This is a genomic window from Aeromonas sp. ZOR0001, assembly GCF_000801015.1.
Lineage (GTDB): Bacteria > Pseudomonadota > Gammaproteobacteria > Enterobacterales > Aeromonadaceae > Aeromonas > Aeromonas veronii.
Genome location: NZ_JRJY01000008.1, coordinates 40,409 through 66,907 on the forward strand (window position 1 = coordinate 40,409; position 26,499 = coordinate 66,907).

The window sequence follows — 26,499 nt, forward strand, 5'->3', positions numbered from 1 at the left end:
GCCACCATGGCTGGCTTCTCGATGATCGCGGTGGAATGCGACGAGACCCGCATCGATTTTCGTCTGCGCACCCGCTATGTGGACAAGAAGGCTCACAGCCTGGATGAGGCGCTGGCCATGGTCGAAGAGGCCAAGCAGAGCGGCACAGCCGTCTCCGTCGGCCTGCTCGGCAACGCCGCCGACGTCTTCGCCGAGCTGGTGGCCCGGGGCATCACACCGGATGTGGTGACCGACCAGACCTCCGCCCACGACCCGGTGCACGGCTACCTGCCGCAGGGCTGGAGCGTGGCCAAGTGGCGCGAGCTGCAGCAGAGTGCCCCGCAGGAGGTTAATCTGGCCGCCCGTCGCTCCATGGCCCGTCAGGTGGAGGCGATGCTTACCCTGCAAGAGCGCGGCGCGGCGACTCTCGATTACGGCAACAACATCCGTCAGATGGCGCTGGAGGAGGGGGTGGCGAACGCCTTCGACTTCCCCGGCTTCGTCCCCGCCTATATTCGCCCGCTGTTCTGCGAGGGGATTGGGCCGTTCCGCTGGGTGGCCCTATCCGGCGATTCGGAAGATATCTACAAGACAGATCAGAAGGTGAAAGAGCTGATCCCCGATGATCCTCACCTGCACAACTGGCTCGACATGGCCCGCGAGCGCATCGCGTTTCAGGGGCTGCCGGCGCGGATCTGCTGGGTCGGGGTCAAGGATCGGGTGCGGCTCGGTCTGGCCTTCAACGAGATGGTGAAAAACGGCGAGCTGAAAGCCCCCATCGTCATTGGCCGCGACCATCTGGATTCCGGCTCGGTGGCGAGCCCGAACCGCGAGACCGAGTCGATGATGGATGGCTCCGATGCCGTCTCCGACTGGCCGCTGCTCAACGCCCTGCTCAACACCGCTGGTGGCGCGACCTGGGTGTCGCTGCACCACGGCGGCGGGGTCGGCATGGGCTTCTCCCAGCACTCCGGCGTGGTGATCGTCTGTGACGGCTCCGATGACGCTGCCCGCCGCGTCGGTCGGGTGCTGCGCAACGATCCGGCCACCGGGGTGATGCGCCACGCGGATGCCGGCTACGAGATTGCCATCAACTGTGCCCATGAGGCGAAACTGGATCTGCCGATGATTGACGGCGCCAACGGTGTCAAAGGAAAGGTGTAACACCATGTTTGAATTGATTATTACCCCGGGCGAGCTGGATCTTGCCACCCTGCGCCGCGTCAGCCGCGAGCCGGTACATGTTTCACTGGATCCGGCCGCGCTGCCGGGGATCCACGCCTCAGCTGCCGTGGTTACCAAGGTGATCGAACAGAACCGGGTGGTGTATGGCATCAACACCGGTTTTGGCCTGTTGGCCAACACCCGCATTCCGGTGGAGCAGCTGGACGAGTTGCAGCGCTCCATCGTGCTTTCCCACGCGGCAGGGATTGGCGAGTACATGGATGACGCTACTGTACGGTTGATGATGGTGCTCAAACTCAACTCGCTGGCGCGGGGCTTCTCCGGCATCCGGCTGACGGTGCTTGAGGCCCTGATGACCCTCATCAATGCTGAAGTCTATCCGGTGGTGCCGAAGAAGGGCTCCGTCGGTGCCTCCGGCGATCTGGCGCCACTGGCCCATATGAGCTGCCTGCTGATCGGGGAGGGCAAGGCTCGCCACAAGGGCGAGCTGATCGACGCTGCTATTGCGCTGAAAATTGCCGGGCTCGAGCCTATCGCGCTGGCACCCAAAGAAGGATTGGCGCTGCTTAACGGCACTCAGGCGAGCACCGCCTTCGCGCTGGAAGGGCTGTTCCATGCCGAGGATCTGTTCGCTGGTGCCATCACCATAGGTGCCATGAGTGTGGAAGCCGCCCTTGGCAGCCGTCGGCCGTTCGATGCTCGCATCCACGAAGTGCGCGGTCAGCGTGGCCAGATCGATGCGGCCGCCTGCTATCGCCACCTGCTGGTGGATGGCAGCGAGATCGGCATGTCCCATCACAACTGCGAGAAGGTGCAGGATCCCTACTCCTTGCGCTGCCAGCCGCAGGTGATGGGTGCCTGCCTGACCCAGATCCGCCACGCCGCCGAGGTGCTGGTGTGCGAGGCCAACGCGGTCTCCGACAACCCGCTGGTGTTTGCCGATGACGAGGAGATCCTCTCCGGCGGCAACTTCCACGCAGAACCTGTTGCCTTCGCCGCCGATAATCTGGCGCTGGCCATCGCCGAGATAGGTTCCCTCTCCGAGCGGCGCATGGCGCTGCTGATCGACTCTCGGATGTCCGGTCTGCCGGCGTTTCTGGTCAACAACGGCGGGGTCAACTCCGGCTTTATGATCGCTCAGGTCACCTCGGCGGCGCTGGCCTCCGAGAACAAGACCCTGGCCCATCCCGCCTCGGTGGATAGTCTGCCCACTTCCGCCAATCAGGAGGATCACGTCTCCATGGCGACCTTCGCTGGCCGCCGGCTTGCCGATATGGCCGAGAACACCCGCGGCATTCTGGCAGTTGAACTGCTGGCGGCGGCACAGGGGCTCGATTTTCGCGCGCCGCTGCGCAGTACCGCGCTGATCGAGCTGGCCAAGGGGCGACTGCGGGCAGAGGTGAGCTTCTACGACAAGGACAGGTACTTCGCGCCGGACATCGAAGCGGCCGCCGCCCTGCTGGGCCGTGCCAGCTACAACGATCTGATCCCGGCCGGGGTGCTGCCCAGCCTGTAAGCCTTGATCACCCTTCTCCTCTGGCGGGAGAAGGGTGGGGGATGAGGGGAAAGCCGCTTCACTGGCGCCGGTGAGATCCGGGTGCAGATGACAAAAGACCGCCCATCGGGCGGTCTTTGCGTTTCTGACGTTGGTTGAACGCGGTTATTCGTGTTCGAACATCAGGAACAGATAGACCACAAACAACACCAGATGGGTCGCACCATGGAGCACATTGGTGCGGCCGCTGCTGAAGGTCACTTTACAGACCATCAAGGTCGTGACCAGCAGCACCATATCGGCGGGGGAGAGGCCGAGGCGTACCTCCTGACCCAGCATGGAGCCGATAAAGAGCACGGCAGGCACGGTGAGGGCGATGGTGGCCAGCACGGAGCCGAAGTAGAGGTTCATTGCCCGCTGCAGCTGGTTGTTGAAGGCGGCCTTGATGGCACCGACTGCTTCGGGGGCCAGCACGATGCAGGCCACGATAAAGCCGCCCAGTGCGGCGGGCGCTTCCATCACATGCACCCCGTAGTTGATGGGGATGGCCAGAGTCTTGGCCAGCAGGATCACTACCAGCAGGTAGGCGAGCAGCAGGATGGTGTGATAGACGTTGCTCTGCAACGGGCCGTGGTGCTCCTCATAATCCTCGTGATCGCTGTCGACGAAGAAGTGGCTGTGGCTGCGGGTCTGGATCAGCAGGAAGACCCCGTAGAGCAGGATCGAGATGATGATCAGCATCCACGACATGGCGCGCGACATACTGCCGATTGCACCGCCCTCGGTGAAGTTGGGCAGCACCAGACAGAGCAGGGCCAGCGGGATGATGGCCACCAGATAGGATTTGACCCCGTCCAGATTGAAGCTCTGGGTGTGGTAGCGCCAGCCGCCAAACAGCAGGGTGAAGCCCACCAGACCGGTACTCACCAGCATCACTACCGCAAACATGGTATCGCGGGCCATGGTGGGGTTGGGCTCGCCGGTCAGCATCACCGAGGAGATCATCACCACCTCCAGCGAGATGACCGAGAGGGTGAGGATCAGGGTGCCGAAGGGCTCGCCCAGCTTGATGGCGAGGGCATCGGAGTGGCGCACCACCGAGAAGATGGCCCAGGTGACGATGGCCAGTAGTGCCGCTGAAACCGGAAGATAGATCCCGAGCGGAGTTGTCTCTGTCAGCAGGTCACTGCCCAGGGTCTTGAAAAAGAGCAGGGTCAGCAGGCCAACGGGCAGGGCAATCTCTTGCCGGATAACTGTCTTCATAGGCAATGGTTCTCTATTGGGGGTCTGGACGACCGGATGACGTAAACAGGCTGCACGGTTATCGGTTGCGCAATAACCGGCTCCTTATGATAAAGGTTGTTATCCCCGTCAGGGCAGATCATTTTGTTGCTGAATGTAAATAAGGGGTGGCAGGAGGTGGTTCGACTTCACCACTGAGCCGGGCCCGGGCCTGCAGGAGGATTTACTCGCCTGATGGCCGGGCTGGGTTACGGTGCTACCGCCAGCATCAACCTGATGATGTCGAGCCGCTGGCCAAACCTTTTCGCGGCCAGATCCTGCCATATCTGCGTTAGCTGGCCTTCTGGTGTTGTAACTGCCACTCCCGTTGCCAATGGGTCAGTATCTTCAGCGGCATGGGTTTGCCGAAGAAGTATCCCTGGATCAGATAGACGCCGTGCTGGCTCAGATAGTCGACCTGCAACTGGCTCTCGACCCCTTCGGCGATCATCTCCATGCCCGATTCCCGACCGAAGACGATGATGGCATCCAGTACGCTGCGTTTGAGGTCGTTGGTGCCTATGGTATCGACGAACATCTTGTCGATCTTGATCTGGCGGATCCCCAGGCTCTGCAGGTAGGCAAAGCCGCCGTAGCCGGTACCAAAATCATCCAGCTTGAAGTGATACCCCATCTGTTGCAGCAGGGTGATCTCCTCGGTGGCCGCCTTGATGTCGAGGATCGGCTTGCGCTCCGTCAGCTCGAAGGTGAGCCGGGTGGGTGAGGGGTTTTGGCTGTGAGCGAGCAGGGTGCGCAGCAGGGGCTGCTCGATATGGGCCGCCACCAGATTGACGCTGACCCACTGCTCCGGTGCCAGCTGCGGCAGGTCAGTGATCACCTGCTCCAGCAACTGTTCGGTCATCGGCAGGATCAGTCCCTGTTCCTCTGCATATTCGATAAAGGTGCCCGGGGGGATCAGCTCGCTTCCCCGCTGCCAGCGCAGCAGCGCCTCGAATCCCACCACTTGGTGGGTACGGGCATCCACTATCGGTTGGTAGAGGGGAATAAATTCCCTGCGTATCAATCCTGTTTGCAGCAGTCCCTTGAGGGAGCGCCGATAGCTGCGCAGCAGCCAGTATGTGACGCTTAACAGGGCACCGAGCGCGATACCGAACCAGAGACCGTAGTGATTGAGTTGGTCATGGGCATATTGCTCCAGCGCTTTACCCGCCCAGACCGTCTGTTTGGTGAGTTCATTGGGATCGAAGAAACTCAGGCTGATATTGCTCTCTTCCTGTTTGATCTCCTTGTCGCCACGGGGAAAGTGGACTGTGCTTGCATCGTTATCCTGTCGGCTGAACTCCAGATAGAAGCAGTGGCTGCAGGGGTGTTGCAGCAGGTCGTGGCTCCAGCTGTTATCCAGCACCCAGTAGGCGAGGTTGCCGCCGGATCGGTAAAAGGCCACCAGCTCCTGTTCGGTATTGTATTTGGCCACTGTAGCGGTGATCCCCAGTTTGCCGAACTTCTGCCCGCTATTCTGGAGCTCTTTGATCAGCGGGATCTCCACCCCCAGGCTGGAGCAGCTGTTGCCGGAGGCGAGCTCCAGCCCTTGCAGGCGGATATGAGCGCTGTAGAAGCGCGGATCGCGCAGCAGCTCCATGTCTTTGGCGCCGCAGTTGAACTCAAATTGTGCCAGTTGTTTGTTGATGGCGGCATCCAGCTCCCGGTGGCGTACGGCCATGGCTCCCTTGAGCTCGGCAACCTTCTCTTCCAGCAGATGAAAGGCCATCGGCTTGGCAAACCACAGGCCGAGAAACTGGCTGCCCACGACAGGCAGGACGAACAGCAACAGAGCGATCCAGACGGGTGATTTACGCAAAGGAAGTACCTGCCAGTTTCATGAGACACAAATGGACTTAGCCATCATAGAGCATTAGTGCAATCAATTTGAGTCCGACTTGTCACACTTGTTGATTGATTTTTTAACTGCATGATTTTAAATGTGTTTATTATTAACTTTGGCTAGATTCAATCGCTGACCTGTCATAAATGACAATTGCTCAGCTTATCCGAACTGCATTAGAGTAGCCCTGCGGTTTGACTCACCGTGTGTTCAATACTCCTGTATCTGTTTTTTGTCAGTAGCACAGAGTGTTAGTTTTGATATGAGTGTTCCTTTTGGTCCCCTTTGAGGGACCATTTTTCTGTCTGTCATCCCGCCCCTTTCCCGCGTCTGCAGCCCGTCATCCTTGGTATTCTCCCTCTGCTTTGGGTTATGCTTGCCCGCTTAAATTGCAGAAGCGGGATCTTCATCCATAGCTGTGGCCCGATCGCCGCTGCTACCATGAGGCGACATGGATGATGCTGGGCATACGGAAAGGCGCATGAAACTCACTACACAGCTTGTCTCATTTATCACCCTTTGCGTGATTGCAGCCATGGCGACCGTGCTGATTGGCGGGGTGTTCAGCTTTCGCGAGCTGGGCATGGAGTTGCAGCAAAAGAAGGTCGATGCGTTGGTCGAAGTGATCGACAAGCAGCTCGATGTTGCTCACGACATGGAGGATATGAGCCACTGGCTGCCCACCCTGCTGCGGGCTGCCCATGTGGTAGAGCTGGAGGTGCGCCAGAATAACCAGCGGGTCTACTGGTTCCGCGATGTGCGCAATCCGGTCGACGAGCAGCTGCTGGTGCCATACAGCCACCCGCTGCCTCATCAGGCCGGCATGCAGGCCAACTTCAAACTGGAGCGCCCCTTCAAGGAAGCGGAATACTCCATCAAGGCGATGTCCGGCATATCGCTGGGCATCTTTATCGTGGTGTTCGGTCTCTGGTACTCCATCCGCTGGCTGCGCCAGCAGCTGCGCGGAGCCGAGCTGCTGGGCATTCGTGCCCAGCTGATCCTCGATGACAAACTCTCCAAACTGAGTCATGACCCCGCCGAAGAGTGGCCGGTGGCCGCCAGTCAGGCCCTCGATCATCTGCTCGCCGAGCTGGCGGATGCCCGCAAGGAGCGCAGCCGCTTCGACAACTTCATTCGAAGCAACGCCTTCGTCGACAAGATGACCGGCATCGGCAACCGGCTGTTTTTCGACAACCGGCTGGAGAGCGCCATCATGGAGGCGAGCGTGATGAGCGGCGGCGTGCTGCTGATCGATCTCGCCTGTCTGGAGGAGCTGGAGGCCGATCAGTTCGAGTTGCTGGGGCACGATTTGATGATGGAGGCGAGCGCCACCATAGGTGCCTTCGTGCGCAAGCATAACGGCGCCCTGCAGGCCCGCTACGCCGGTCAGGTTTTTGCGGTGTTGCTGCCCAATATGTCCGAGAGCGAGATGGTGGATAGCGCCAGCCAGCTGCTCAAGAGCCTGCAACGGCTGCATTGGCCGCAGGAGGTCAACCCCGAGACGGCGGTCTATCTCGGCGCCGTCTGTTATCAGGCGCAAGACAGCCTGCTCAAGGTGCAGGAGGAGGCTGAGCTTGCCCTCAAGAGCGCTCGTCTGCAGGGGCACAACGGCTGGTTCCTCTACGAGAAGCAGCTGGATGAAGAGCAGAGCAGCAAGGGCACGGTACGCTGGCGCACCCTGATCAGCCGCCGTCTCGAAGAGCACGGCATCGAATTTTACACCCAGCCGATCCAGCAGGATCGGGGGCAGGTGGTGCTGCAGCAGGAGTTGCTCACCTATCTGCACGACGAGCAGGGGCGTGCCCTGCAGGCGGGTATTTTCATGCCGATGGCGGAGAAGGTGGGCTTGTTGCTGCAACTGGATCGGTTGGTGGCGGAGCGCACTCTCGCCCTGCTGCGCCAGCGCTCCGAGCAGAGCTGCCCCATCAGCCTGACCCTCAGTGCCCAGAGCCTGCTAAACCGCGAGTTCCAGCGCTGGCTCTTCTTCGCCCTGTTCCAGCTGCCGCGTAGCACCAACGAGCGGTTGATCCTGCAACTCTCGGAATCCCAGGTGACCCGCCACTTCGAGGCGCTCAAGCGGCCGCTGCGCTCCCTGCGGATGCTGGGCTGCCAGCTGGCCATCGATCATGCCGGTCAGGATGTGGTGAGCACCCAGTACATCAAGGAGTTCGAGATCAACTTCCTCAAGCTGCACCCCAGTCTGGTGCGGGAGATCCATGCCCGTCAGGTCAACCAGATGGCGGTACGCAGTCTGGTAGGCGGCTGCGCCAATACCCGTACCCGGGTGCTGGCAGTGGGGGTGGAGAGTGGCGACGAGTGGAAGATGCTGCGCCACCTCGGGGTGCATGCCGGGCAGGGCCCCTGGTTTGCCGAGCCCCAGCGGCTGGTGCTGGAACCGGCTGGTGATTGAGATAAACAACAGAGGGTCGCCTTGGGGCGACCCTCTGTTGTTTGCGATGCTGTTTGCGGTTGCCGTCAGGCGGGGCTCACAGTCGCCCCTGCTCCCGCAGACCGGCGAGCCCTTGCATGCCGCCAGTGTGGATAAAGACGATTTTGCTGCCGGGGGCGATACGGCCCGCCGCCAGCTCGCGAAACAGACCCCACATTGCCTTGCCGCTGTAGATAGGCTCAAGGGGCAGGTCGGTTGTGGCGCTGAAATCCTGCACCCACTGCCAGAGGGCCGGGCTGAACTTGGCATAGCCACCATCGTGGTGATCGAGCGCGATGCGCCAGCCGGGGATATTGGCAGCCGCGGGATGGAGGCGACACACCTCGTCAGCGATAAAGCCGCCTCCTTTCAGTACCGCAATGGCGAGGATCTGCTCCCGATCCCGTTTGCCGGCGATCAGGCCCGCCAGAGTGCCGCCGCTGGCGCAGGGCAGTACCCAGAGATCCGGCGAGAAGGGCACTTCGTCGACCAGTTCCGCCACGCCGGGGATGGCCAGCGGGCTGCTACCCCCTTCCGGCACGATCAGGGTATCGGGTGCATCGAATTGGGCCAGCCAGTCGGGATCCTGCCGTCGCCGGTAACTCTGGCGGTCGACAAAAACGAGATCCATGCCCCAGCGCCGGGCATCCCGCAGGGTAGAGTTACTGACGGCGTCATATTCGCCCCGTATGATACCGGTAGTACGAAGACCAGATTGGCACCCCGCTGCCGCCAGCGCGTGGATATGATTGGAGTAGGCGCCACCAAACGAGAGCAGGTGCCGTTTGCCGTGCTCTTTGGCATGCAGCAGATGGTATTTGAGCTTGCGCCACTTGTTGCCGGAGATGGCCGGATGGATCAGATCATCCCGCTTGCACCACAGCTCGACGCCATAGCAGGTCAGCAACGGATGGTGGAGGCGTTGCAGGGGGGAAGGGAGGATGGCTTGACCCTCTGGCTCGGCGGAAAGGATGGCTTGCAATGGTGAGTCCGTCTTTTAATCTGGAGGCTAATCTGCTGTTTATGTTAATATTTCATACATTTAATCACTATTGATGGGCGGGCTTACATGAAACAACTGTTCAGACGGTCGACGCCAAGCCGCCAGGTCGGGCTCTTGCTGGCCAATGACAGGATCATGCTGGCTGCGGTGGGCAATCCCCCCGTCTTCGCGACGCGCACCATCAACGGCCCACAGGAGTGGGCAGTGGCCATGAACGAGCTGTTCAGCCGTCATGGGCTGGCCAAGTCTACGGTGCGGGTGGCCCTCGCCGCCAGCCTTTATCAACAGATCCAGATCGACAAGCCTGCCGTGCCTGACGCCGAGATGGCGGGGGCGCTTCCCTGGGCCATCAAGGACTATGTCAGCGAACCCGTGCTGCAACTGGCGATGGATTATGTGGACTTGCCCACCCCGCCTGCCGGTCGTCCGCGCATCAATGTGATCTGCCTGCCCAAGAGCCGGGTGCAACAGCTGGCCGATGCCATCAACGGCATCGCTACCCTGCAATCCATCATCAGCGACGAATTGGCGCTCACCTCTCTCTACGATGCTGACGAGACGGTGCGCATGCTGCTGTGGCAGCCCAAGGGGCAGGATCTGCAACTGCTGGTCTTCCATCAGGGCGGGCTCTGCTTCTCCCGCCAGTTGCGCGGTTTTACCAGCCTGACTGGCGAACATGAGCCGGACAGCATGCTGCTCGATTCACTGGCGCTGGAGATCCAGCGCTCCCTCGACTATCTGGCGGGCCAGCTGAAATTGCCCGAGCTGGGGCAGATGCAGTTTGCCGTCGCCTCGCCCTTTATCGGTACCCTGGTGCGCCACATGGAGCAGACCTTCGGCTTTGCCGTCTCCGCCATGGCCAACAAGGCGATCCTGGCCGGCGTCGAATACCTCTCGGCCTACGCAGCCGCCATCGGGGAGGATGCGTGATGAAACGTCAGATAAACCTCTATGGCGCCGAGTTTCGCCCCAAGCGGCAGTGGGCCAGCCTCAATCAGATGGCGCTGGTATGGGGCTTTGCGCTGCTGCTGATCCTGTTGACGGGTGTCGGTTACAGCTGGCAACAGCAGCAGGTCAGCCGGGCGCTGGCGCAGCGCTCTGCCGAGCTGGAACTCAAGCGCAGCGAGGCGCAGCGGCTCGATGCCGAGCTGGCGCGCCATCAGGCGGATCCCCGACTGCAACAGCAACTGGTCAACAAGCAGGATGAGCTGACGGCCAAGCAGGGGCTGATGCGCCAATTGGGCAGCCTGACCCTGCAAAAATCCCAGGGCTATGCCAGCGTGATGGCGGATCTCTCCCGCATTCGCAACAGCAACCTCTCGTTGCAGCGCATCGAGATCAACGAAGGGCGGATCAACCTCTCCGGCTTTGCCGGACGCAGTCAGGATGTACCGGCCTGGGTCAACCGCTTCAAGCAGACCCCGAGTCTGGTAGGCAAGGAGTTTGGTGAACTGACCCTCGGCCGTGACAAGGAGGGTCGTCTGACCTTCCAGTTGAGCGGCATTGCGCGGGAGAAACCCTGATGAACCTGAAAGCACAATGGCAGGCATGGGGCCTGCGTATCGCCGTGTTGAGCCAGCGGGAGCGGGTGTTGATCCTGCTGACTGGTCTGGTGCTGCTGGGCGCGGCCGGACTCTACGGCTGGCTCGATGGCGCCGATACCCGCCTGCAGCAGGATCGCATGGCCCTGAGCGCCGCCGAGCGCGACCTCGAGATCATGGAGCTGGAAAACCTCGGCAAACAGGCACGGCTCAAGCGGGATCCCAATCAGGGAGTTCGCGACCAGCTGGCGCAAGTCGAGGCGGATCTGGCCCGGATCGACGATGAGCTGAAGGCCCAGACCGTCGATCTGATCCCGGCGCACGAGATGCCGCTGGTGCTGGAGGCGCTGCTCTCCCGCTCCACCAACCTTCACATGCTGGCCCTCAGTTCGCTGGAGCCGACCCCGCTGATGGCGGGAGAGCAGAAGGTCAATCTCTACAAGCATGGTATCCGGCTTCAGCTTGAAGGCGGCTATTTCGATGTGTATCAATATCTTAAAGCGCTGGAAGCCTTGCCGCGTCACTTCTACTGGAAGCAGTTCGACTATCAGGTCAAAGCCTATCCCGGCGCGGTGGTGGAGATGGAGATCTACACCCTGAGTACCAGCAAGGAGTTTATCCGTGGCTAGAGTATTTGCGTTGTGCTGTTGCCTGTTCAGCTTGCTGGTACAGGCGGAGCAGGTCGAGGTATTGCAGGATCCCACCGCGCCACTGGCTGATGTGGCGGTTGGCGCCCGTGCAACTGGCGAGAGCAATGCCGGTTTGCCGAAGCTGCAGAGTGTCGTGCTGGGCAATGGCCCGGCACTGGCGGTACTCAATGGCAAGAGTTATCGGGTCGGACAACAGGTGGACGGCTATACGCTGGTGGCCATCAATGCCGATGCCGTGGTGCTGGAAAAGGCGGGAAAACGCCATGCGGTAACACTGTTTGCCAGCAAGATCCGGGTTTGAGTCGTGCTTGCCTCTCGAGAGGTGAATCGGCTTTATCGAGTTTAATTGCAAGTCAGGGTGCCCTAATTACATGAAAAAACACCGTCTCTGTCTGATCTCCGTGGCCATGATGGCTGCAGGCTGTACCACGTATCAGCACCCCGAGCCGACCCAGGCCAAGGATGCCCTCAAACAGGCCATGAACGAACAGCAGAAACAGGCTGCCCCTTTGACCGCTTTGCCCAAATCGGTGCAAAGTGAATTGCTGCAGCTGAACCGGCCGCAGATGCCGGTCGGCATGCCGGAGAAGCGGCTGCGTATCGCGGCTCACGATGTGGAGGCGGTGGAGTTTTTCGGTTCCCTGTTCAAGGGCTCCCGCTACAGCGTGGCGGTTCACCCCGGGGTGGCCGGGCTGGTCTCCGTCGAGCTCAAGGATGTGACTCTGCCAGAGGTGCTGGCGGTGGTGGGCGACATGTACGGCTTCGACGTGCAGCGCAAGGGCAATGTCTTCCATATCTATCCGGCGGGTCTGCGCACCGAAACCATCCCGGTCAACTATCTGATGATGTCCCGCCGTGGCCTCTCCCGCACCTCGGTCAGCACCGGCGGGGTGACGGCCAATGACAGCAATAACAGCAGCGACAGCAGTTTTGACAGTGCGTCGAACAACAACAGCGGCAGCAACAGCTCAACCAGCAACAACTCGAGCGGTGACAACAACAACGGCACCCGTATCGAAACCGACACCAACAGCGACTACTGGACTGATCTGCGCGACTCTCTGCAGACCCTGATTGGCACGGGTGACGGTCGCGCGGTGATCACCAGCCCGCAGGCAGGTCTGGTCACCATTCGCGCCTACCCGAAAGAGCTCAAGGCGGTGCGTGAATTCCTGACCCAGTCCGAGAGTCACCTCAAGCGGCAGGTGGTGCTGGAGGCGCGGATCATCGAAGTTGCTCTCAATGAAGGGTATGAGCAGGGGGTGGACTGGAGCGGTCTCTCTGCCAGCTGGGATGGCAACAAGGGGATTACCGGTGGCAAGTCGTTGGCCAATACCCAGTTGCCTTCCACCCCCAACCAGATCTTTACTGCGCTCGGGGGGGGGGCTGGCTTTACCATCTCTGATGGCAACTTCAATGTAGCGGTTAACCTGCTCAAGACCCAGGGTGATGTGAATACCCTCTCCAGTCCCCGTGTCACCGCGACCAACAACCAGAAGGCGGTGATCAAGGTGGGGACGGACGAGTATTACGTCACCAATGCGTCCACCACCATTACCACTACCTCGACGGGCACAGACAAGACACCTAACGTGGAGCTGACCCCCTTCTTCTCCGGTATAGCGCTGGACGTAACGCCGCAGATCGATGAAGAGGGGAAGGTGCTGCTGCATATCCATCCCTCGGTTATCGATACCGAAGAGCAAAACAAGGTGATCGACATGGGTACCTCGGGTGGCAAGTTGCAACTGCCGCTTGCCAAGAGCTCGATCCGCGAATCCGATACCGTGGTGCAGGCCAATAACGGTGACATCATCGTTATCGGCGGCCTGATGAAGACCGACAAGCAGGAGATCGTCAGCAAGGTGCCGTTGCTGGGGGATATCCCCTGGGTGGGTGAAGCCTTTACCAATCGTCGCGAGAGCACCAAGAAGGTGGAGCTGGTGATCATGCTCAAACCGACCGTGGTGGAGAAAGATACCTGGCAAAACGAGCTGCAACGCTCCTCCGAGCTGCTCGACAAGTGGTATCCGGCCAAGGGCTGACCCATGACACCAGATGCGGTCACCCTTATCCCGAACGGCCTGTGCTGCCTTGCCAGCACAGGCTGCTTGCTTGCCGTGGCAGGTGAGGTCTCATGTACCTGACCCACTTCGGCCTGCAGGAGGCGCCGTTCAGCCTCACTCCCAATACCGGCTTCTACTACGGCCTACCGCCTCACGAAGAGGCGCTGCAGGTGCTTAACTGGGCGCTGGCGCAGGGGGAGGGCTTTATCAAGGTGACCGGCGAGGTGGGTACAGGCAAGACCCTGCTCTGCCGCAAGTTGCTCAGCGAGCTGGGCTCGGAAGCGCGTCCGGTGCGGCTTGCCTGGTTGCCCAATCCCCACCTCACTCCGGCCGAGCTGCGCATCGCGCTGGCGCTGGAGCTGGGGTTGGCGGTACGGGATCAGAGCGAGCTGGATCTGACCGATCGTATCCATCGTCACCTGATCAGCCTGCACCAGCAGGGCAGTCGGGTGGTGGTGCTGATCGACGAGGCGCAAGCGCTGCCGGACGAGACGCTGGAGGCGATCCGCCTGTTCGGCAATCTCGAGACCGAATCGAGCAAGCTGCTGCAGATCGTGCTGTTCGGTCAGCCGGAGCTGGATGCCAGACTGGCCAAGCCGCATCTGCGCCAACTGCGCCAGCGGATTGGCTTCTCCTACAGCCTGCGGCCGCTGCGTTTTGACGAGACTCGCGCCTATCTGGAGCACAGATTGCAGGTCTCCGGGTATCGCGGGGCTCCGCTGTTTGCAGGTCGAGCCATGCGCCTGTTGTGGCGCGCATCGCGAGGGATCCCGAGACTGATCAATATCCTGGCGCAGAAGTGCCTGATGCTGGCCTATGGTCAGGGTGTGCGCCAGATCGATAGCCGTCTGGTACGGCTCGCCATTCGCGATACCGACGATGCCAGCCACTTTGCACCACGGCGCTGGTGGCCCCTGTTACTGTTGCTGGGGTGCGCCCTGGCTTATGGAGTCTGGCCATGAGCGTTATCAACCAGATGCTGAAAGATCTGGACAGGCGCCAGCAAGGCGCCGAGGGAACTGCCGTCTATATTGCCCCTGCGCCCCAGCAGGGATGGTGGATGTTGCTGCTGACCCTGATCTGCGGTCTGGCACTGGGGATCCTCGGTTGGCGAACCTGGAGCTACTGGCAACAGACCCATACCGTGACGGCTGCCAGTGAAGTGCTAGCTCCCGATGCGGTGACTCCCGATGTGGTGGCAAGGGCCGCCGCGCCGGTCAGCCAGCCCGAGCCGGTCGAGGTGGCGGCCGCGCTGCCGTTGCCAAGTCAGGATGAGGTGAATGATGAGGTTGGGGAGCATGACTCTGGCGATACGGCCTATGGGGCGCCCTTTGACGCCTCCAGCGATGTTGACGAGTCCGAGCCGACCGATGAAGAGCTGCAGCCCGAGCTTTACGCCGAACTGGCGGCAGAGCAGCAGGCAGTCGCCAGCGTGCCGCGCAAGCCGAGCGTATTGAAGATCGAGACGGTCGAGCTGTCGGCCAAGGAGCTGGCGGCACTGGCGGAGCGCAAGGCGACGACCGCCATGGCCAAGGGAAGCCTGCGGGATGCGCAGGACAACTACTATCAGGTGCTGGCCCACGATCCCTACAACCAGGGGGCGCGCGAGCAGCTGGCGGGGCTGCTCTACGGCGAGGGCCGCCTGACCGAGGCGCGTCAGCTGCTGGAAGAGGGGATCCGGCTCGATCCCCAGCAGGCCGATTTTCGCCTGCTGCTGGCCCGCCTTGCCATCAGCGAGGGGCAGCAGCAGCAGGCGCTTGGCTGGTTGTCCGGTTATCAGCCGGATCTCGCCAGCAACATGGACTACTACGCCACCTGGGCCGGGCTGACTCAGGAGCTGGGCCAGAATGCCGATGCGGCGGCGCTCTATGTGAAGCTGCTGCGTCAGCAGCCGGATCAGGGCCGCTGGTGGCTTGGCCTCGGCGTGGCCGAGGATGGTCAGGGCCACAGCCAGCGGGCGCTCGATGCCTATCGCAACGCCTTGCTGCACGGCAACCTCGGCGAGGCGTCGACCAACTGGCTGGAACAACGAATTGGCCAACTAACCCCTTGATAAACAGCAGGTTCGATTAGCAAAGCCTAATCGGATGCGGCAACGGGTGTGAAGTAACAGAGATCGGAGCAAACATGGCACAACCCAGACTGAAAATGCGCCTCGGCGACCTGCTGGTACAAGAGCAGATCATCTCTGATGATCAGCTGCAGCTTGCCTTGCAGCAGCAGCGTCAGACCGGCCGCAAGCTGGGCACCACCCTCATCGACCTCGGCTTTATCAGCGAGGTGCAGCTGTTGCAGTTCCTCGCCCGCCAGCTGGATGTGCCTTTCTTCGATCTCAACAACCTCACCATCGACGCCGCCGCGGTGCCGCTGCTGCCCGAAGTGCAGGCGCGCCGTTATCGGGCGCTGGCGGTCAACCTTACCGACGACAAGGTGACGGTGGCGATGTCGGATCCGGCGGATCTGAGCGCACTGGATGCCATCGCCGCCCTGCTCAGCCCGCGCATTATGGTGCTGGCGGTGGCGCGGGAAGGGCAGCTGCTGGAGTATTTCGACCGCCTCTATCGCCGTACCCGCGAGATTGAAAGTTTCGCCGAACAGCTGCAGGAGGAGTATCAGGACTCCGGCTTTGAGCTGGGCTCCAGTAACCTAGGGGCCAACGACGAGGGGGAGGCGACGGTGGCCAAGCTGCTGCGCTCCCTGTTCGAGGATGCGGTGCAGGTGGGGGCGTCGGATATCCACATCGAACCGGACGAAAAAGTGCTGCGTATTCGCCAGCGGATCGACGGCATTCTGCACGAGAACATCCTCAACGAGGTGCGTATCGCCCAGGCGCTGGTGCTGCGCCTCAAGCTGGTGGCGGGGCTCGATATCTCCGAAAAGCGCTTGCCGCAGGATGGCCGCTTCAACATGAAGGTGCGCGGTCGCGATGTGGATGTGCGGATGTCCACCATGCCGGTGCAGTATGGCGAGTCTGTGGTGATGCGTCTGCTGGATCAATCCTCCGGCATCTTGTCGTTGACCGAAACCGGGATGCCGCCGGAGATCCTGACCCGTTTCCGTCGCCAGCTCAAACGCCCGCACGGGATGATTCTGGTGACCGGCCCGACCGGTAGCGGCAAGACCACCACCCTCTATGGCGCACTCTCCGAGCTCAACCAGTCCAGCAACAAGATCATCACGGTAGAAGACCCGGTGGAGTATCGTCTCTCCCGCGTCAATCAGGTGCAGGTCAACTCCAAGATCGGCCTCACCTTCTCCAACGTGCTGCGCTCCACCCTGCGTCAGGATCCGGACATCCTGCTGGTGGGGGAGATGCGGGACAACGAGACGGTGGAGATCGGCTTGCGTGGCGCCATCACAGGTCACCTGGTGCTGACCACCCTGCACACCAACGATGCGGTGACCAGTGCCTTGCGCCTCATCGACATGGGGGCGCCCGGCTATCTGGTGGCGAGCGCCCTGCGGGCGGTGGTCGCCCAGCGGCTGGTGCGGCGGGTATGTGAGCACTGCGTTGAGGAGAAGGCGCCCGACGAAGGGCAGGCCACCTGGCTCACCGTACTCTCCGGCGAGGCGCCCGGCCAACACACCTATCACAAGGGCCGGGGTTGCCAGAGCTGCAACTTTACCGGTTATTCCGGCCGGATCGGGGTCTACGAGCTGCTGGAGCTGGATCAGCCGATGATGGATGCCCTGCGCCGCAACGATGCGGAAGGGTTCGCCAAGGCGGCCCGTCAACATGAACACTATCGGCCGCTGGCCCTCACAGCCCTCGATTATGCCCGTCAGGGGATCACCTCGGTGGATGAGGTGCTGCGACTGGCCGAGGATTTGGGGTAAGCGATGGCTAACTTTGCTTACAAGGGGCGTGACAGCCAGGGCAACGCCACCAGTGGCGTGGTCGAAGCGGCCAACGAGATGGCGGCCGCCGAGCAGCTGATGCGCCGTGGCGTGATGCCCACCGAGCTCAAACCGGGCAAGGCCAAATCCGCTGCCATCGACTGGTCACTGTTGCTGGAAGGGGGCGTCAAGCTGGATGAGTTGGTGATCTTCAGCCGCCAGATGTATGCCCTGACCCGGGCCGGGATCCCGATCCTGCGCGCCATCGCCGGGCTGGAGGAGAGCACTCACAGCAAGCCGCTCAAACGGGCGCTGCACTCGCTGGGGGAAGATCTCGGCAACGGTCGTCCGCTGTCGAGCTCGATGCAGGCGCACCCCAAGGTATTCAGCAGCCTGTTTGTCGCCATCATCCATGTGGGTGAGAACACAGGTCAGCTGGAAGAGTCCTTCTTGCAGCTCGCGAACTATTTCGAGCTGGAGCTGGAGACCCGCAAGCGGATCAAGACCGCCATGCGCTACCCCAGCTTCGTGATGATCGCCATCGGTATCGCCATGGTGATCCTCAATATCATGGTGATCCCGGTGTTTGCCGGCATGTTCGCCAAATTCGGGGTGGAGTTGCCGCTTGCGACTCGCATTCTGCTCGCGACTTCCCACTTTTTCGTCCACTACTGGTGGTTGCTGCTCGCCATTCTGGCGGGGATGGTGTTTGGCTGGCGCCGCTGGGTCGCCACCACCAAGGGCAAGCTGACCTGGCACCGCTGGCAGCTCAAATTGCCGATTGTCGGCACCATCATCGAGCGCTCCCTGCTGGCCCGTTTTGCCCGCAGTTTTTCCATGATGCTCAAAGCCGGGGTGCCGCTGAACACGGCACTGACGCTAGTGGCCGATGCGGTGGATAACGCTTGGATGGCGGGGCGGGTGAGGGATATGCGCGCCGGTATCGAGCGGGGCGAGAGCCTGCTGCGCACAGCCAGCAGCAGCGGCCTGTTTACGCCGCTGGTGATGCAGATGATCGCCGTGGGGGAGGAGACCGGTCAGGTCGATGACCTGCTGCATGAAGCGGCCGAGTATTACGAGCGGGAAGTGGATTATGACCTCAAGAGTCTCACCGCACGGATCGAGCCGATCCTGATCGGGATCGTGGCGGTGATGGTGCTGATCCTGGCGCTGGGTATCTTCACACCGATGTGGGACATGATGCGCGCTGTTCGCGGCAAGTAATCTTGCTGGAACTGGATATCTTCACGCCTGAGTGGTGGGACATGATGCGAGCCGTAAGAGGCAAGTGAGCGGTGGAGTCGAGGGCTGGATGAACAGACAGACGCAGCAGGATGATCGCTGGCTGACCGGATATAGGCGGATCGCCGTGATCATCCTGCTGATGGTGATCGTGGCGACCCTGGTGCGTAGCTATCAGGGCCACCGGGAAGAGGCGCAGCAGCTCACTCTCACCTTGCTGGGGGAGCAATTTGCCGAGCGGGCACAGCGTTTGCACGGCATTTGGCTCGATGAGCGGCGCCCGCAGACACTGCATGTCGCCGGCAAGGGGTGGCAGTTTGATGCCCGAGGGTGGCCCCTGGGGTTAGTGCCGCTGCAATCCCCTTCGGAAAATTGCCGTCAGTTGTGGCTGGCACTGATGGGTGAGACGAAGGGGGGCATGCCTCCCCTGCAGGTTCTGGCCCGCCCCGATGGCAGTGGTTGCGAGATGGGGTGGGATGGTTATTGGTTGGTTTATCAGTTTTCTGACGGGCGGGTGATGAAAAAGCCTTGAATGAAACTAATCATATGACCCAACTACATGATTTTTTTGGGCCTGCATGAAATAATGTAGGGCATTACGGAGGGAGCATGACAATGAAACCAATGGCACCAACAATGCCGGAAAACGGGATGAGGAGACGGTCTGCCGGCTTCTCCCTCATTGAGCTGGTGATCGTTATCGTGATCCTGGGGATCCTGGCGGTGACTGCGCTGCCACGCTTTCTCGATGTGACCGATGAAGCGAAAAAGGCCAGCGTCGAGGGAGTCTCCGGCGGTTTTGCTACCGGCGTTTCGCTGGTGCGGGCGCAATGGGAGGCGGAAGGTCGCGCCAAACAGGACAGCCTCAATACCGTGCTCTATGACGGCAGCCGCTTCTATCTGACCACTCCGAGCGATACCCAGATCAGCAACGGAGAGCTGTCGCCCGGTTATCCCATGGATACCGTTGCAAGCGGTAATCCCGATGTGGATCCCGCTAATCTGACCGCCGAACGTTGTCTCAATATTTGGGAGGGGTTACTGCAAAACCCGCCCAAGGCTACGGCCAGCTTCAATGAAGTGCGCGGTAGCGGCAATGACCTGAAATACTATGCCACAGTGAGCAGTAATGGACTGGATTCGGTCTGCCGTTACTATTTGGTCAATAGTTTGAGTAAGGGCCGTGATGGCAAGTATCAGGATCCGCAAGGCAAGACTGATGCATTTATGAGTTTCAGTTACCGCCCGGCATCCGGTCAGGTGACCACAAATATTAATTAACAGAGGAAAGTGAAATGAAAAAACAGGCGGGTTTTACCCTGATCGAACTGGTTATCGTGATCATCATTCTGGGTATTCTGGCGGTTACCGCTGCACCCAAGTTCCTGAATCTGCAGGATGATGCACGTCAAGCTGCTGCTGATGGGGTTAAGGCATCCTTGCAAAGTGCGGCCAACCTAGTTTACAGCAAAGCTGCAATTCAGGGGATCGAAAAGTCTTCTGCTGCTGTATCTGTTGCGGGAACTACTGTTAAGGCTAAGTTTGGCTATCCGACAGCAGATACCATCGCAAGCGCAGTTACCTTAGATGGATGGGATGAAGTATCTGCATCCAAAGGGACCTTCAAGCCTGCTGCTGCAGGCAATAACGCTAATTGCCAAGTCAAATACAATGAGGCATCAGAGAATGATCCCTTTAGTGTTGATGTCAGTGGTTGTAGTAACTGATTGTTCGACCAAGCGAGGCTTCGGCCTCGCTTTCTCTTTTCCCTGATGAGAAGTCCCATGCCTGCAACCAAGGGCTTTACCCTGATTGAATTGGTACTGGTGATCCTGTTACTCGGGATTCTGGCCGCCTTTGCCGTGCCCAAATGGCTGGGCAAAGGCGGCTTTGAAACTCAAAGCGTACGTGACGAGTTGCTGACCCGCTTGCGGCTGGTGCAGACCGTCAATATGCATGAGCCCGCCAACCGCTGCACCCAGCTGGTGGTTGCCTCCCCCCGTTTTGCCCACCGTACTTATGCTGCGTGTCCTGCCAGCGATGATCTGAGCAGTGGCTGGACCGACAATCTGCGCACCCGTGGTCGGCTGGTGACCCCCTCTGCCGGTATGTCTATCTCCCTCAATAACAGCAACAACTTCGTGCTGCGCTTCGATCAGATGGGCAGACCGCTAGGCAGCTGCGCCACCGGTTGTACCTTGCTGGTGAGTGATGGTCGCGAAACCAGCCGTATCCAGATTGAGTCAGAGGGATATATCCATGAGATCCCTTAAGCGTGGTTTCACCCTGATTGAGCTGATCGTTGGCATAGTGCTGCTGGCGGTGGCCTTGACTGGCATTTTGGGGTTGCTTATCAATCAGGCACCTCAGGCGGTAGACCCGGTGCAGCAGGTGCGGGCCGCCCAGCTGGCCCAGCGCCTCTCCGGCGAGATCTTGCAAAAGTCGTTTGATGAACATTCGGATCATAACGGTGGTCGTTATCGTTGTGGCGAGCAGGTGGCTGGGGTGACCATCTCTTCCTGCTCCACCAGTTATGGTCCGGATGGCGAGCCCGCATCCTATGCCTATAACGATGTGGATGATTTCGATACCGCAGGTAGCTGGGTGGATGCCAACACGCTGACCCAAACTGAGGTGGGAGTCAGTAGCGAGGAGTATCGCAACTATCAGGTGAAAATTGCGGTGAGTGGAGCCGATTTCAGCGACGGCACCTTCAAGAGTTGTGTCGCCCCCTGCTCTGTGGGCAAGCGTATTGATCTGCAGATCAAGCTACCGGATCAGAGCGTACTCGATTTCTCCTTCTACCGGGGGAACTACTGATGGATCGCTCCTCTGTCGAGTGTTGCCTGTCTGCCAGAATATTCGCACTCTTAGCCAATTCCGGCACCCGATCACGCTTGGCGGCCAATCGAACCTACCGCAAACCTCGGGGTAACAGTGGCTTTACCTTGGTCGAGCTGGTGATGGTCATCCTGCTGCTCGGGATAATGGCGACCTTTACCAGCCAGTTTATCGGTATCGGTACCCAGATTTATGGCGATGCCAGCAGCCGTGAGCAGCTGATGAGCGATGCCCGCTTCGCCATGGAGCGGCTTAACCGCGAACTGCGCGATGCGGTGCCGGGCTCGGAGCGGATCGAGACGACTGGCGGGACATGGGACGACACCGGTGCCTGTTTGCGGTTCTGGCCCATCAGCACCTCGAGCCGCTATCTGGCACTTAACCGCGCCATGTCGGGGAGCACGGCCACCCTTGAGCTGGTGATGGCGACCCCGGCTTCTGCTGCCAATCCGCTGGATGTGGATGCCACCGCCGTTAAAAAAGACGATCAGCTGATTGTATTCCCCGTGCCGGACAAAAATGTCGGTTCGCTTACGGCAGGCTGCGATTATGGCCGCTGCGTAGCCAGGGTTACGGATGTGCTGACGCCCGTATCCGGAGCGCAAACCATCCGCTATACCAGTGCCGAGAGTCTGACGGGCCTCTCTCCCGGCAGCCGGGTCTACTTTGCCAACCAGCAGGTACGTTACTGTGTGGAAGGAAACGCGCTGACCCGCGCTACCGCGCCCATTGGGGGACCCTTACCTGCACAGGGCGTGTTGATGGCGGACTCCCTTCGTAATGGCACCTTCTATAGGGAAACCTCGGCGTTTAACGCCGAAGGGGAGTTTGGTATGCGCTTTGTCTTCGAGCGCAAGGGGGAGTCGGTCACCTTTAACCACAAGATAGAGGTGTTCAATGTGCCCTGATCCACACGCTTTCGGACGGATGCGAGGCAGTGCCTTGATGATCGCCCTGTTTGTTATTGTGGTGATGGCGCTGCTGGCGGCTGCCATGGGCCGTTTTCTGGTCGATAGTGGTGAGAAAAATACGGTGGAGGTGCGCAGCGTGCGTGCCCTGCTGGCCGCCCAGAGCGGGCTGGAGATTGCTCTATATCAGCTATTCCCTAACAGACCGGCTGTGTCATCACCTAATCGTTGTGGTCTGGTACTTGCCACACAGCAGTTTAATGACAACATCGGTTTGGCTGGTTGTCAGGTTGTGGTTAGCTGCCGGGAGGTACCGGTGACCTATAACAACCAGAGCAACACGGGCTACCGTCTCGAGAGTGTCGGAACCTGTGGCAGCTCCGACCTTAGCAGTGCCAATCCTGATTTTGTAGTGAGCCGAACCCTGATGGCCGAAGCTTATGATGGAGGAACTCCCTGATGCGCAATTTATTTCTGATCATTTGCTTATACATCATGGTTTCACCAGTTTGGGCTGCAATTGATTGCAACAGCATTTTCCCCGGACCAATTCAGAGTTACTCCACCGGAGGAACTCTTTACATGCAAGAAAATGCAAAAATTGAAAATTATAACTCTCAGGATGTCTGCTTTAGACGTTTGAAGAATGAATGGGAGATGCATGATCAAGCATGTGGAATAGGTAAGTGCCTTATAACAAATATCGCTAGTCAAGTCCGTTCAGCGCCAAGCATGCTTAGTAGCACAGATGCAAAAAGTTACACTATTGCACCATGGGTGCTACCAACCGTGACGTTAGGAACTACTGTAAATTATGGTCTGAGAGTGAGCTCTACGCGTTGGGATATAGGGCCCGTCACTTTGAATGATGGTGCGATGAACGTGTCGGACAGTTATACAGCATACGTATTAAAAGGAGTGACCCTTTTTAATAACTCCAGCTTGGTTTTGACTGCGGGTAAAACATATATTATCGATGGTGATTTTTACCTTAATTCTGGGGTGGTAACACTAGTCGGCTCTGGTCAGACAAGTTTTTATGTCAGAGGTGATTTCACTATTGAAAGGGACTCAGTATTCACTGGTGCGAGCGACATGGATATATTCGTTGGTGGTGCCCTATATGTGAAAGGAAATGCCAATGTTCAGGGCAGCTATTATGTCGCAGGAGATGCGGTGTTGCAGGAGCAAGTTGTATTAACTGGGCGTCTTAGTGCAAAAAATGTTACAATGCAAAGTAGTAGTAAAGTTATATATGATGATGGACAGCCAAAACTGCAATGCTTCAATGATAATTTTGATTCATCATCACTCAAACCAGAATGGGTGGTAAAAACCAGTAAAGGTCCATTTACCCCTTCAATTAAAGAGGGGCGTTTGCGTTTAACTGAAAATAAGAATGACCAAGCTACCTCATTGACTTACCTTAAGTTATTTCCTGCTGCTAATAACTTGGTGACGGTAGAGTTCGATCATTCCGCTTATGGTGGCACTGGTGCAGATGGTATTGCCATGGTGTTGTCAGACGCCAAGATAACCCCTCAACCAGGGGCATTTGGTGGACCGCTGGGGTATGGCCATAAAGGCAGTGCTGCACCCGGATTCGCAGGTGGCTGGTTGGGTGTTGGCATTGACGAATTTGGTAACTTTTCTGCAGAAGGCGGTAGTAATAATCAAACTCGCCGCAAGAATTCAATTGCTATTCGAGGTTCTGGCTCTGCTACAACTGGATATCGCTATCTTTATGGTTCACCGACCTTGAACCCGTCGATCCACAATGGCAATAATTACCCTAATCCCCCCCATCGCTACCGTTTGACTGTAGATTCCCGTTCGGGAAATAAAACCATGGTGTCAATAGATCGAAATACTGGTGCTGGTTATGCAGCAGTGCCTGGGATACCTACATTTGATGCTACCGCTAATGGTTTAGGTCAGTCACCTATACCAGAAAACTTTTACCTTTCGTTCACCGGCTCAACAGGTGGCTCAAACAATATACATGATATTGATAACGTAAAGATATGTGCATTGAAAGTGAATCCGGTCGGGGTTCAAGTACATCATTTCGAATTCGCTCATTCAGGGCAGGCAATCACCTGCCAGCCTGAAGAGATCACAATTAAAGCTTGTGCCAATGAGGATTGTTCACAACTAATGTCGGGTACTGTTACGGCAGCGCTCACTCCTAACCCCTTTACGAATGGTGGTTGGTCGTCAGGTAGTGGTTTAAATAACGTGAATAATGGTGTTGTCACTATAACTGGCGGCACCACTAAGGTGATGCTAAGTAATTATTCGGCCAGTTCCATCACTATGGGCGTGTCCAGCTCGACTCCGCCACTGCGGCCGCAGAGTGATACCTTATGTCGGTCCGGTTCATTGGGGCCTGCTAAACAATATTGCACGCTCCCGTTTGCCGATGCTGCACTGCGTTTCAATGTCCCCACCTTCTATGCCGGTACCTCGGGAGTCACCTCGATCCGCGCCATCAAATCAAACGATGTGGGGGCGACCAAGGTATGCGTGCCCTTACTGACTGGAGATCAGACTCTCCAATTTACCTCGAGCAAGGTCGTCTCTGAGAGCAGCACTGCCGTGCCGACGGTCAATAGCACCACGCTCGCGCCATCAGGAAACGTTAAGGTTGCGTTTAACAGTGATGGGGTGGGTCAACTGACCGTACAGTACCCGGATGCGGGGGTGTTGCGACTGGATGCTACTTTCCAGAAGAATGATGTCACCGGCACCCTTAAGCTGACCGGTAGTGATACGGTTGCTGTGATTCCTAAAGCGATCGCACTCCAGGCACAAGGACAAAGTGGCTGCTCGGGCAGTAACGACAACACATATGCAGCATGCCCTGTCTATCGTAAAGCGGGAGAGTCCTTTACTCTGCAAGCGCGAGCCCTGAATGAGCAGGATCAGCTAACCCCTGGCTTTGCGACCAGTAATAAGGCGGTCTCTTGGGCGCTGTTAGCGCCTGCAGCTGGCGGCACTGGAGCATTTTCGCCGACAGCGATCACGTTGGCGAGCGGGGAAGCAAACGTGACGGCGAATTGGTCTGAGGTCGGGGTGATCCGGTTAGGCGTCAGCAATTTTGTGCCTTATCCCGCTTATCAGGATGAATTACCCCAACTTGAGACTGTGTTGCGATGGAGCGTACCCATCGGTCGTTTCGTACCTTGGGATTACAGTTTGAGTAATGGTTTTATCACGCCTGCCTGCAATGCCTTTACATATATGAGCCAGCCCTTTGTCAGTGGTTTTGTCCTCACTGCACGCAATCTGCAGAAAGGGACGACAGAAAACTATAAGGGGGCGTTCGCTAAAGGGGTTGCTGAGATGGTGGCTGCCAATGCTCTGGATGGGGTTGCGCGTGACAAGCGTATTACACTATCTCCCTCGCTCAGCTGGGCAAGTGGTATTGCGAGCGTTAATCAGCAGTCACCTTTGGGGCTGAATACCCGCTTTGATCGTGCAGCGAGTCCAGAAGCACCTTTCGCCACGTTGAGCTTTGGTCTCAAAGTCGATGATAAGGATGGCGGCAATACACTGTTGGCTAATCCAAATATGAATACTGCTGTCGCTGGGACATGTTCCGGATCGGGGTGTAATGCGGTGCTGCTGGGTACTCAAAAGCTGTTGTACGGCCGCTTGCAGGCGGGCACGGCGGCGGGTCTTGCCTCGGCGCCGCTGGCCATTCCACTGCAGATGCAATATTACGAAGCGGGCAACTGGCTGCAAAACAAGGAAGATCAATGTACCCAGCTCTCTTTGGCCAATCAGGGGTTCACTTTCCTCAATCCGAGTCACACCTTTGATGCGGCGACTCGCGAGCTGAATCTGGGAGCGGGTCGCAAGATAAAGCTGGGGTTGGGTAGTTCGGCACCGGGTGGGGATGCTGCACTGGCGAAAGATGGGGAGATCTTGTTCCACTTTGCCAAGCCGGACATCTCGGTGCGCATTCCCTACAAGGTCGAATTGGCAAAACAGCCGTCGCAGCCCCTCTGGTTGTCTGACCCAACGAGTGCTAATGACGGCAACCTGCAAGGTGAGGCCATTTTCGGCTCCAGCCGGGGTAATGACAGAATTATTTATCGGCGCGAAGTATTGCACTGAATGATGTGAAAGGGGGAATGGCTCAACAGCATCCCCCTAAATCCTTGTTTATTAGTGTTTGCAAGCGTGTGCGAGTGA

23 protein-coding genes are annotated in these 26,499 nt (G+C 58.8%); 20 read left to right on the forward strand and 3 right to left on the reverse strand.

Translation table 11 applies throughout. From position 1 onward, the window contains the following. Both hutU and hutH read left to right on the forward strand, forming a co-directional pair. A partial coding sequence (hutU, locus tag L972_RS20455) for a urocanate hydratase (RefSeq protein ID WP_047434792.1) occupies positions 1–1,143 on the forward strand: 1,143 nt, incomplete at its 5' end. Between the two features lie 4 nt (positions 1,144–1,147). Continuing rightward, complete coding sequence (gene hutH, locus L972_RS01365; protein WP_047434645.1) at positions 1,148–2,680, forward strand: histidine ammonia-lyase; 1,533 nt, start codon at positions 1,148–1,150, stop codon at positions 2,678–2,680. A 144-nt stretch (positions 2,681–2,824) separates the two neighbouring features. Here the strand turns inward: hutH and L972_RS01370 are convergent, their stop codons facing one another. Both L972_RS01370 and L972_RS01375 read right to left on the reverse strand, forming a co-directional pair. Continuing rightward, positions 2,825–3,922: a calcium:proton antiporter gene (locus tag L972_RS01370; RefSeq protein WP_040069504.1), complete on the reverse strand. Its 1,098-nt coding sequence runs from the start codon at positions 3,920–3,922 to the stop codon at positions 2,825–2,827. 310 nt (positions 3,923–4,232) lie between these two features. Then, on the reverse strand, positions 4,233–5,759 hold the full coding sequence (locus L972_RS01375; RefSeq protein WP_047434649.1) for an EAL domain-containing protein: 1,527 nt from the start codon (positions 5,757–5,759) through the stop codon (positions 4,233–4,235). Between the two features lie 505 nt (positions 5,760–6,264). Here L972_RS01375 and L972_RS01380 point away from each other — a divergent pair. After that, on the forward strand, positions 6,265–8,193 hold the full coding sequence (locus tag L972_RS01380; protein ID WP_047434652.1) for an EAL domain-containing protein: 1,929 nt from the start codon (positions 6,265–6,267) through the stop codon (positions 8,191–8,193). Positions 8,194–8,269: 76 nt separating this feature from the next. On the opposite strand, the gene L972_RS01385 is transcribed toward L972_RS01380, so the two are convergent. Beyond that, on the reverse strand, positions 8,270–9,193 hold the full coding sequence (locus L972_RS01385; protein ID WP_052200013.1) for a 1-aminocyclopropane-1-carboxylate deaminase/D-cysteine desulfhydrase: 924 nt from the start codon (positions 9,191–9,193) through the stop codon (positions 8,270–8,272). Between the two features lie 87 nt (positions 9,194–9,280). Here L972_RS01385 and L972_RS01390 point away from each other — a divergent pair, with 87 nt between their 5' ends. The 17 genes from L972_RS01390 to L972_RS01470 all read left to right on the forward strand — a co-directional run bounded on the left by L972_RS01390 (position 9,281) and on the right by L972_RS01470 (position 26,421). Further along, the gene (locus L972_RS01390) at positions 9,281–10,144 is read left to right on the forward strand and encodes a hypothetical protein (RefSeq protein ID WP_047434655.1); all 864 of its coding nucleotides are present in this window, start codon (positions 9,281–9,283) and stop codon (positions 10,142–10,144) included. Continuing rightward, positions 10,144–10,737, forward strand: a complete 594-nt coding sequence (locus L972_RS01395; protein WP_005348605.1) for a PilN domain-containing protein — start codon at positions 10,144–10,146, stop codon at positions 10,735–10,737. The genes L972_RS01390 and L972_RS01395 overlap by 1 nt, the downstream gene beginning before the upstream one ends. Next, positions 10,737–11,384 carry a hypothetical protein gene (locus tag L972_RS01400; RefSeq protein ID WP_047434658.1) on the forward strand — a complete coding sequence of 216 codons (648 nt, stop codon included), beginning with the start codon at positions 10,737–10,739 and terminating at the stop codon, positions 11,382–11,384. Before L972_RS01395 ends, L972_RS01400 begins: the two co-directional genes overlap by 1 nt. Further along, entirely contained in the window at positions 11,377–11,706 is a 330-nt protein-coding gene (locus tag L972_RS01405) for a SctD/MshK family protein (protein WP_047434660.1), read from the forward strand. The genes L972_RS01400 and L972_RS01405 overlap by 8 nt, the downstream gene beginning before the upstream one ends. Positions 11,707–11,776: 70 nt before the next feature. Continuing rightward, on the forward strand, positions 11,777–13,450 hold the full coding sequence (gene mshL, locus L972_RS01410; protein ID WP_047434664.1) for a pilus (MSHA type) biogenesis protein MshL: 1,674 nt from the start codon (positions 11,777–11,779) through the stop codon (positions 13,448–13,450). A 92-nt stretch (positions 13,451–13,542) separates the two neighbouring features. Further along, the gene (gene mshM / locus L972_RS01415) at positions 13,543–14,433 is read left to right on the forward strand and encodes an MSHA fimbrial biogenesis protein MshM (protein ID WP_047434667.1); all 891 of its coding nucleotides are present in this window, start codon (positions 13,543–13,545) and stop codon (positions 14,431–14,433) included. Next, entirely contained in the window at positions 14,430–15,524 is a 1,095-nt protein-coding gene (locus tag L972_RS01420) for a tetratricopeptide repeat protein (RefSeq protein WP_047434669.1), read from the forward strand. Before mshM ends, L972_RS01420 begins: the two co-directional genes overlap by 4 nt. Before the next feature lie 74 nt (positions 15,525–15,598). Then, positions 15,599–17,308: an MSHA fimbrial ATPase MshE gene (gene mshE, locus L972_RS01425; RefSeq protein WP_047434671.1), complete on the forward strand. Its 1,710-nt coding sequence runs from the start codon at positions 15,599–15,601 to the stop codon at positions 17,306–17,308. A gap of 3 nt (positions 17,309–17,311) precedes the next feature. Next, positions 17,312–18,532 carry a type II secretion system F family protein gene (locus L972_RS01430; RefSeq protein ID WP_047434673.1) on the forward strand — a complete coding sequence of 407 codons (1,221 nt, stop codon included), beginning with the start codon at positions 17,312–17,314 and terminating at the stop codon, positions 18,530–18,532. A gap of 88 nt (positions 18,533–18,620) precedes the next feature. Continuing rightward, positions 18,621–19,082, forward strand: a complete 462-nt coding sequence (locus L972_RS01435; protein ID WP_047434675.1) for a hypothetical protein — start codon at positions 18,621–18,623, stop codon at positions 19,080–19,082. Positions 19,083–19,159: 77 nt separating this feature from the next. Further along, positions 19,160–19,831, forward strand: a complete 672-nt coding sequence (locus tag L972_RS01440) for a prepilin-type N-terminal cleavage/methylation domain-containing protein (RefSeq protein WP_052200014.1) — start codon at positions 19,160–19,162, stop codon at positions 19,829–19,831. A gap of 14 nt (positions 19,832–19,845) precedes the next feature. Then, positions 19,846–20,277 (forward strand): prepilin-type N-terminal cleavage/methylation domain-containing protein, encoded by a 432-nt coding sequence (locus tag L972_RS01445; protein ID WP_047434680.1) that lies wholly within the window; start codon positions 19,846–19,848, stop codon positions 20,275–20,277. Between the two features lie 57 nt (positions 20,278–20,334). Continuing rightward, the gene (locus L972_RS01450; protein ID WP_047434682.1) at positions 20,335–20,823 is read left to right on the forward strand and encodes a prepilin-type N-terminal cleavage/methylation domain-containing protein; all 489 of its coding nucleotides are present in this window, start codon (positions 20,335–20,337) and stop codon (positions 20,821–20,823) included. After that, complete coding sequence (locus L972_RS01455) at positions 20,810–21,370, forward strand: prepilin-type N-terminal cleavage/methylation domain-containing protein (RefSeq protein WP_047434684.1); 561 nt, start codon at positions 20,810–20,812, stop codon at positions 21,368–21,370. Before L972_RS01450 ends, L972_RS01455 begins: the two co-directional genes overlap by 14 nt. Further along, a complete protein-coding gene (locus L972_RS01460; RefSeq protein WP_139714650.1) occupies positions 21,370–22,299 on the forward strand; it encodes a PilW family protein in 930 nt (309 codons plus the stop codon). The genes L972_RS01455 and L972_RS01460 overlap by 1 nt, the downstream gene beginning before the upstream one ends. Further along, positions 22,289–22,759, forward strand: a complete 471-nt coding sequence (locus tag L972_RS01465) for a hypothetical protein (protein ID WP_047434687.1) — start codon at positions 22,289–22,291, stop codon at positions 22,757–22,759. The genes L972_RS01460 and L972_RS01465 overlap by 11 nt, the downstream gene beginning before the upstream one ends. Then, a complete protein-coding gene (locus L972_RS01470; protein WP_162504348.1) occupies positions 22,759–26,421 on the forward strand; it encodes a DUF6701 domain-containing protein in 3,663 nt (1,220 codons plus the stop codon). Before L972_RS01465 ends, L972_RS01470 begins: the two co-directional genes overlap by 1 nt. Positions 26,422–26,499 lie beyond the last annotated feature (78 nt).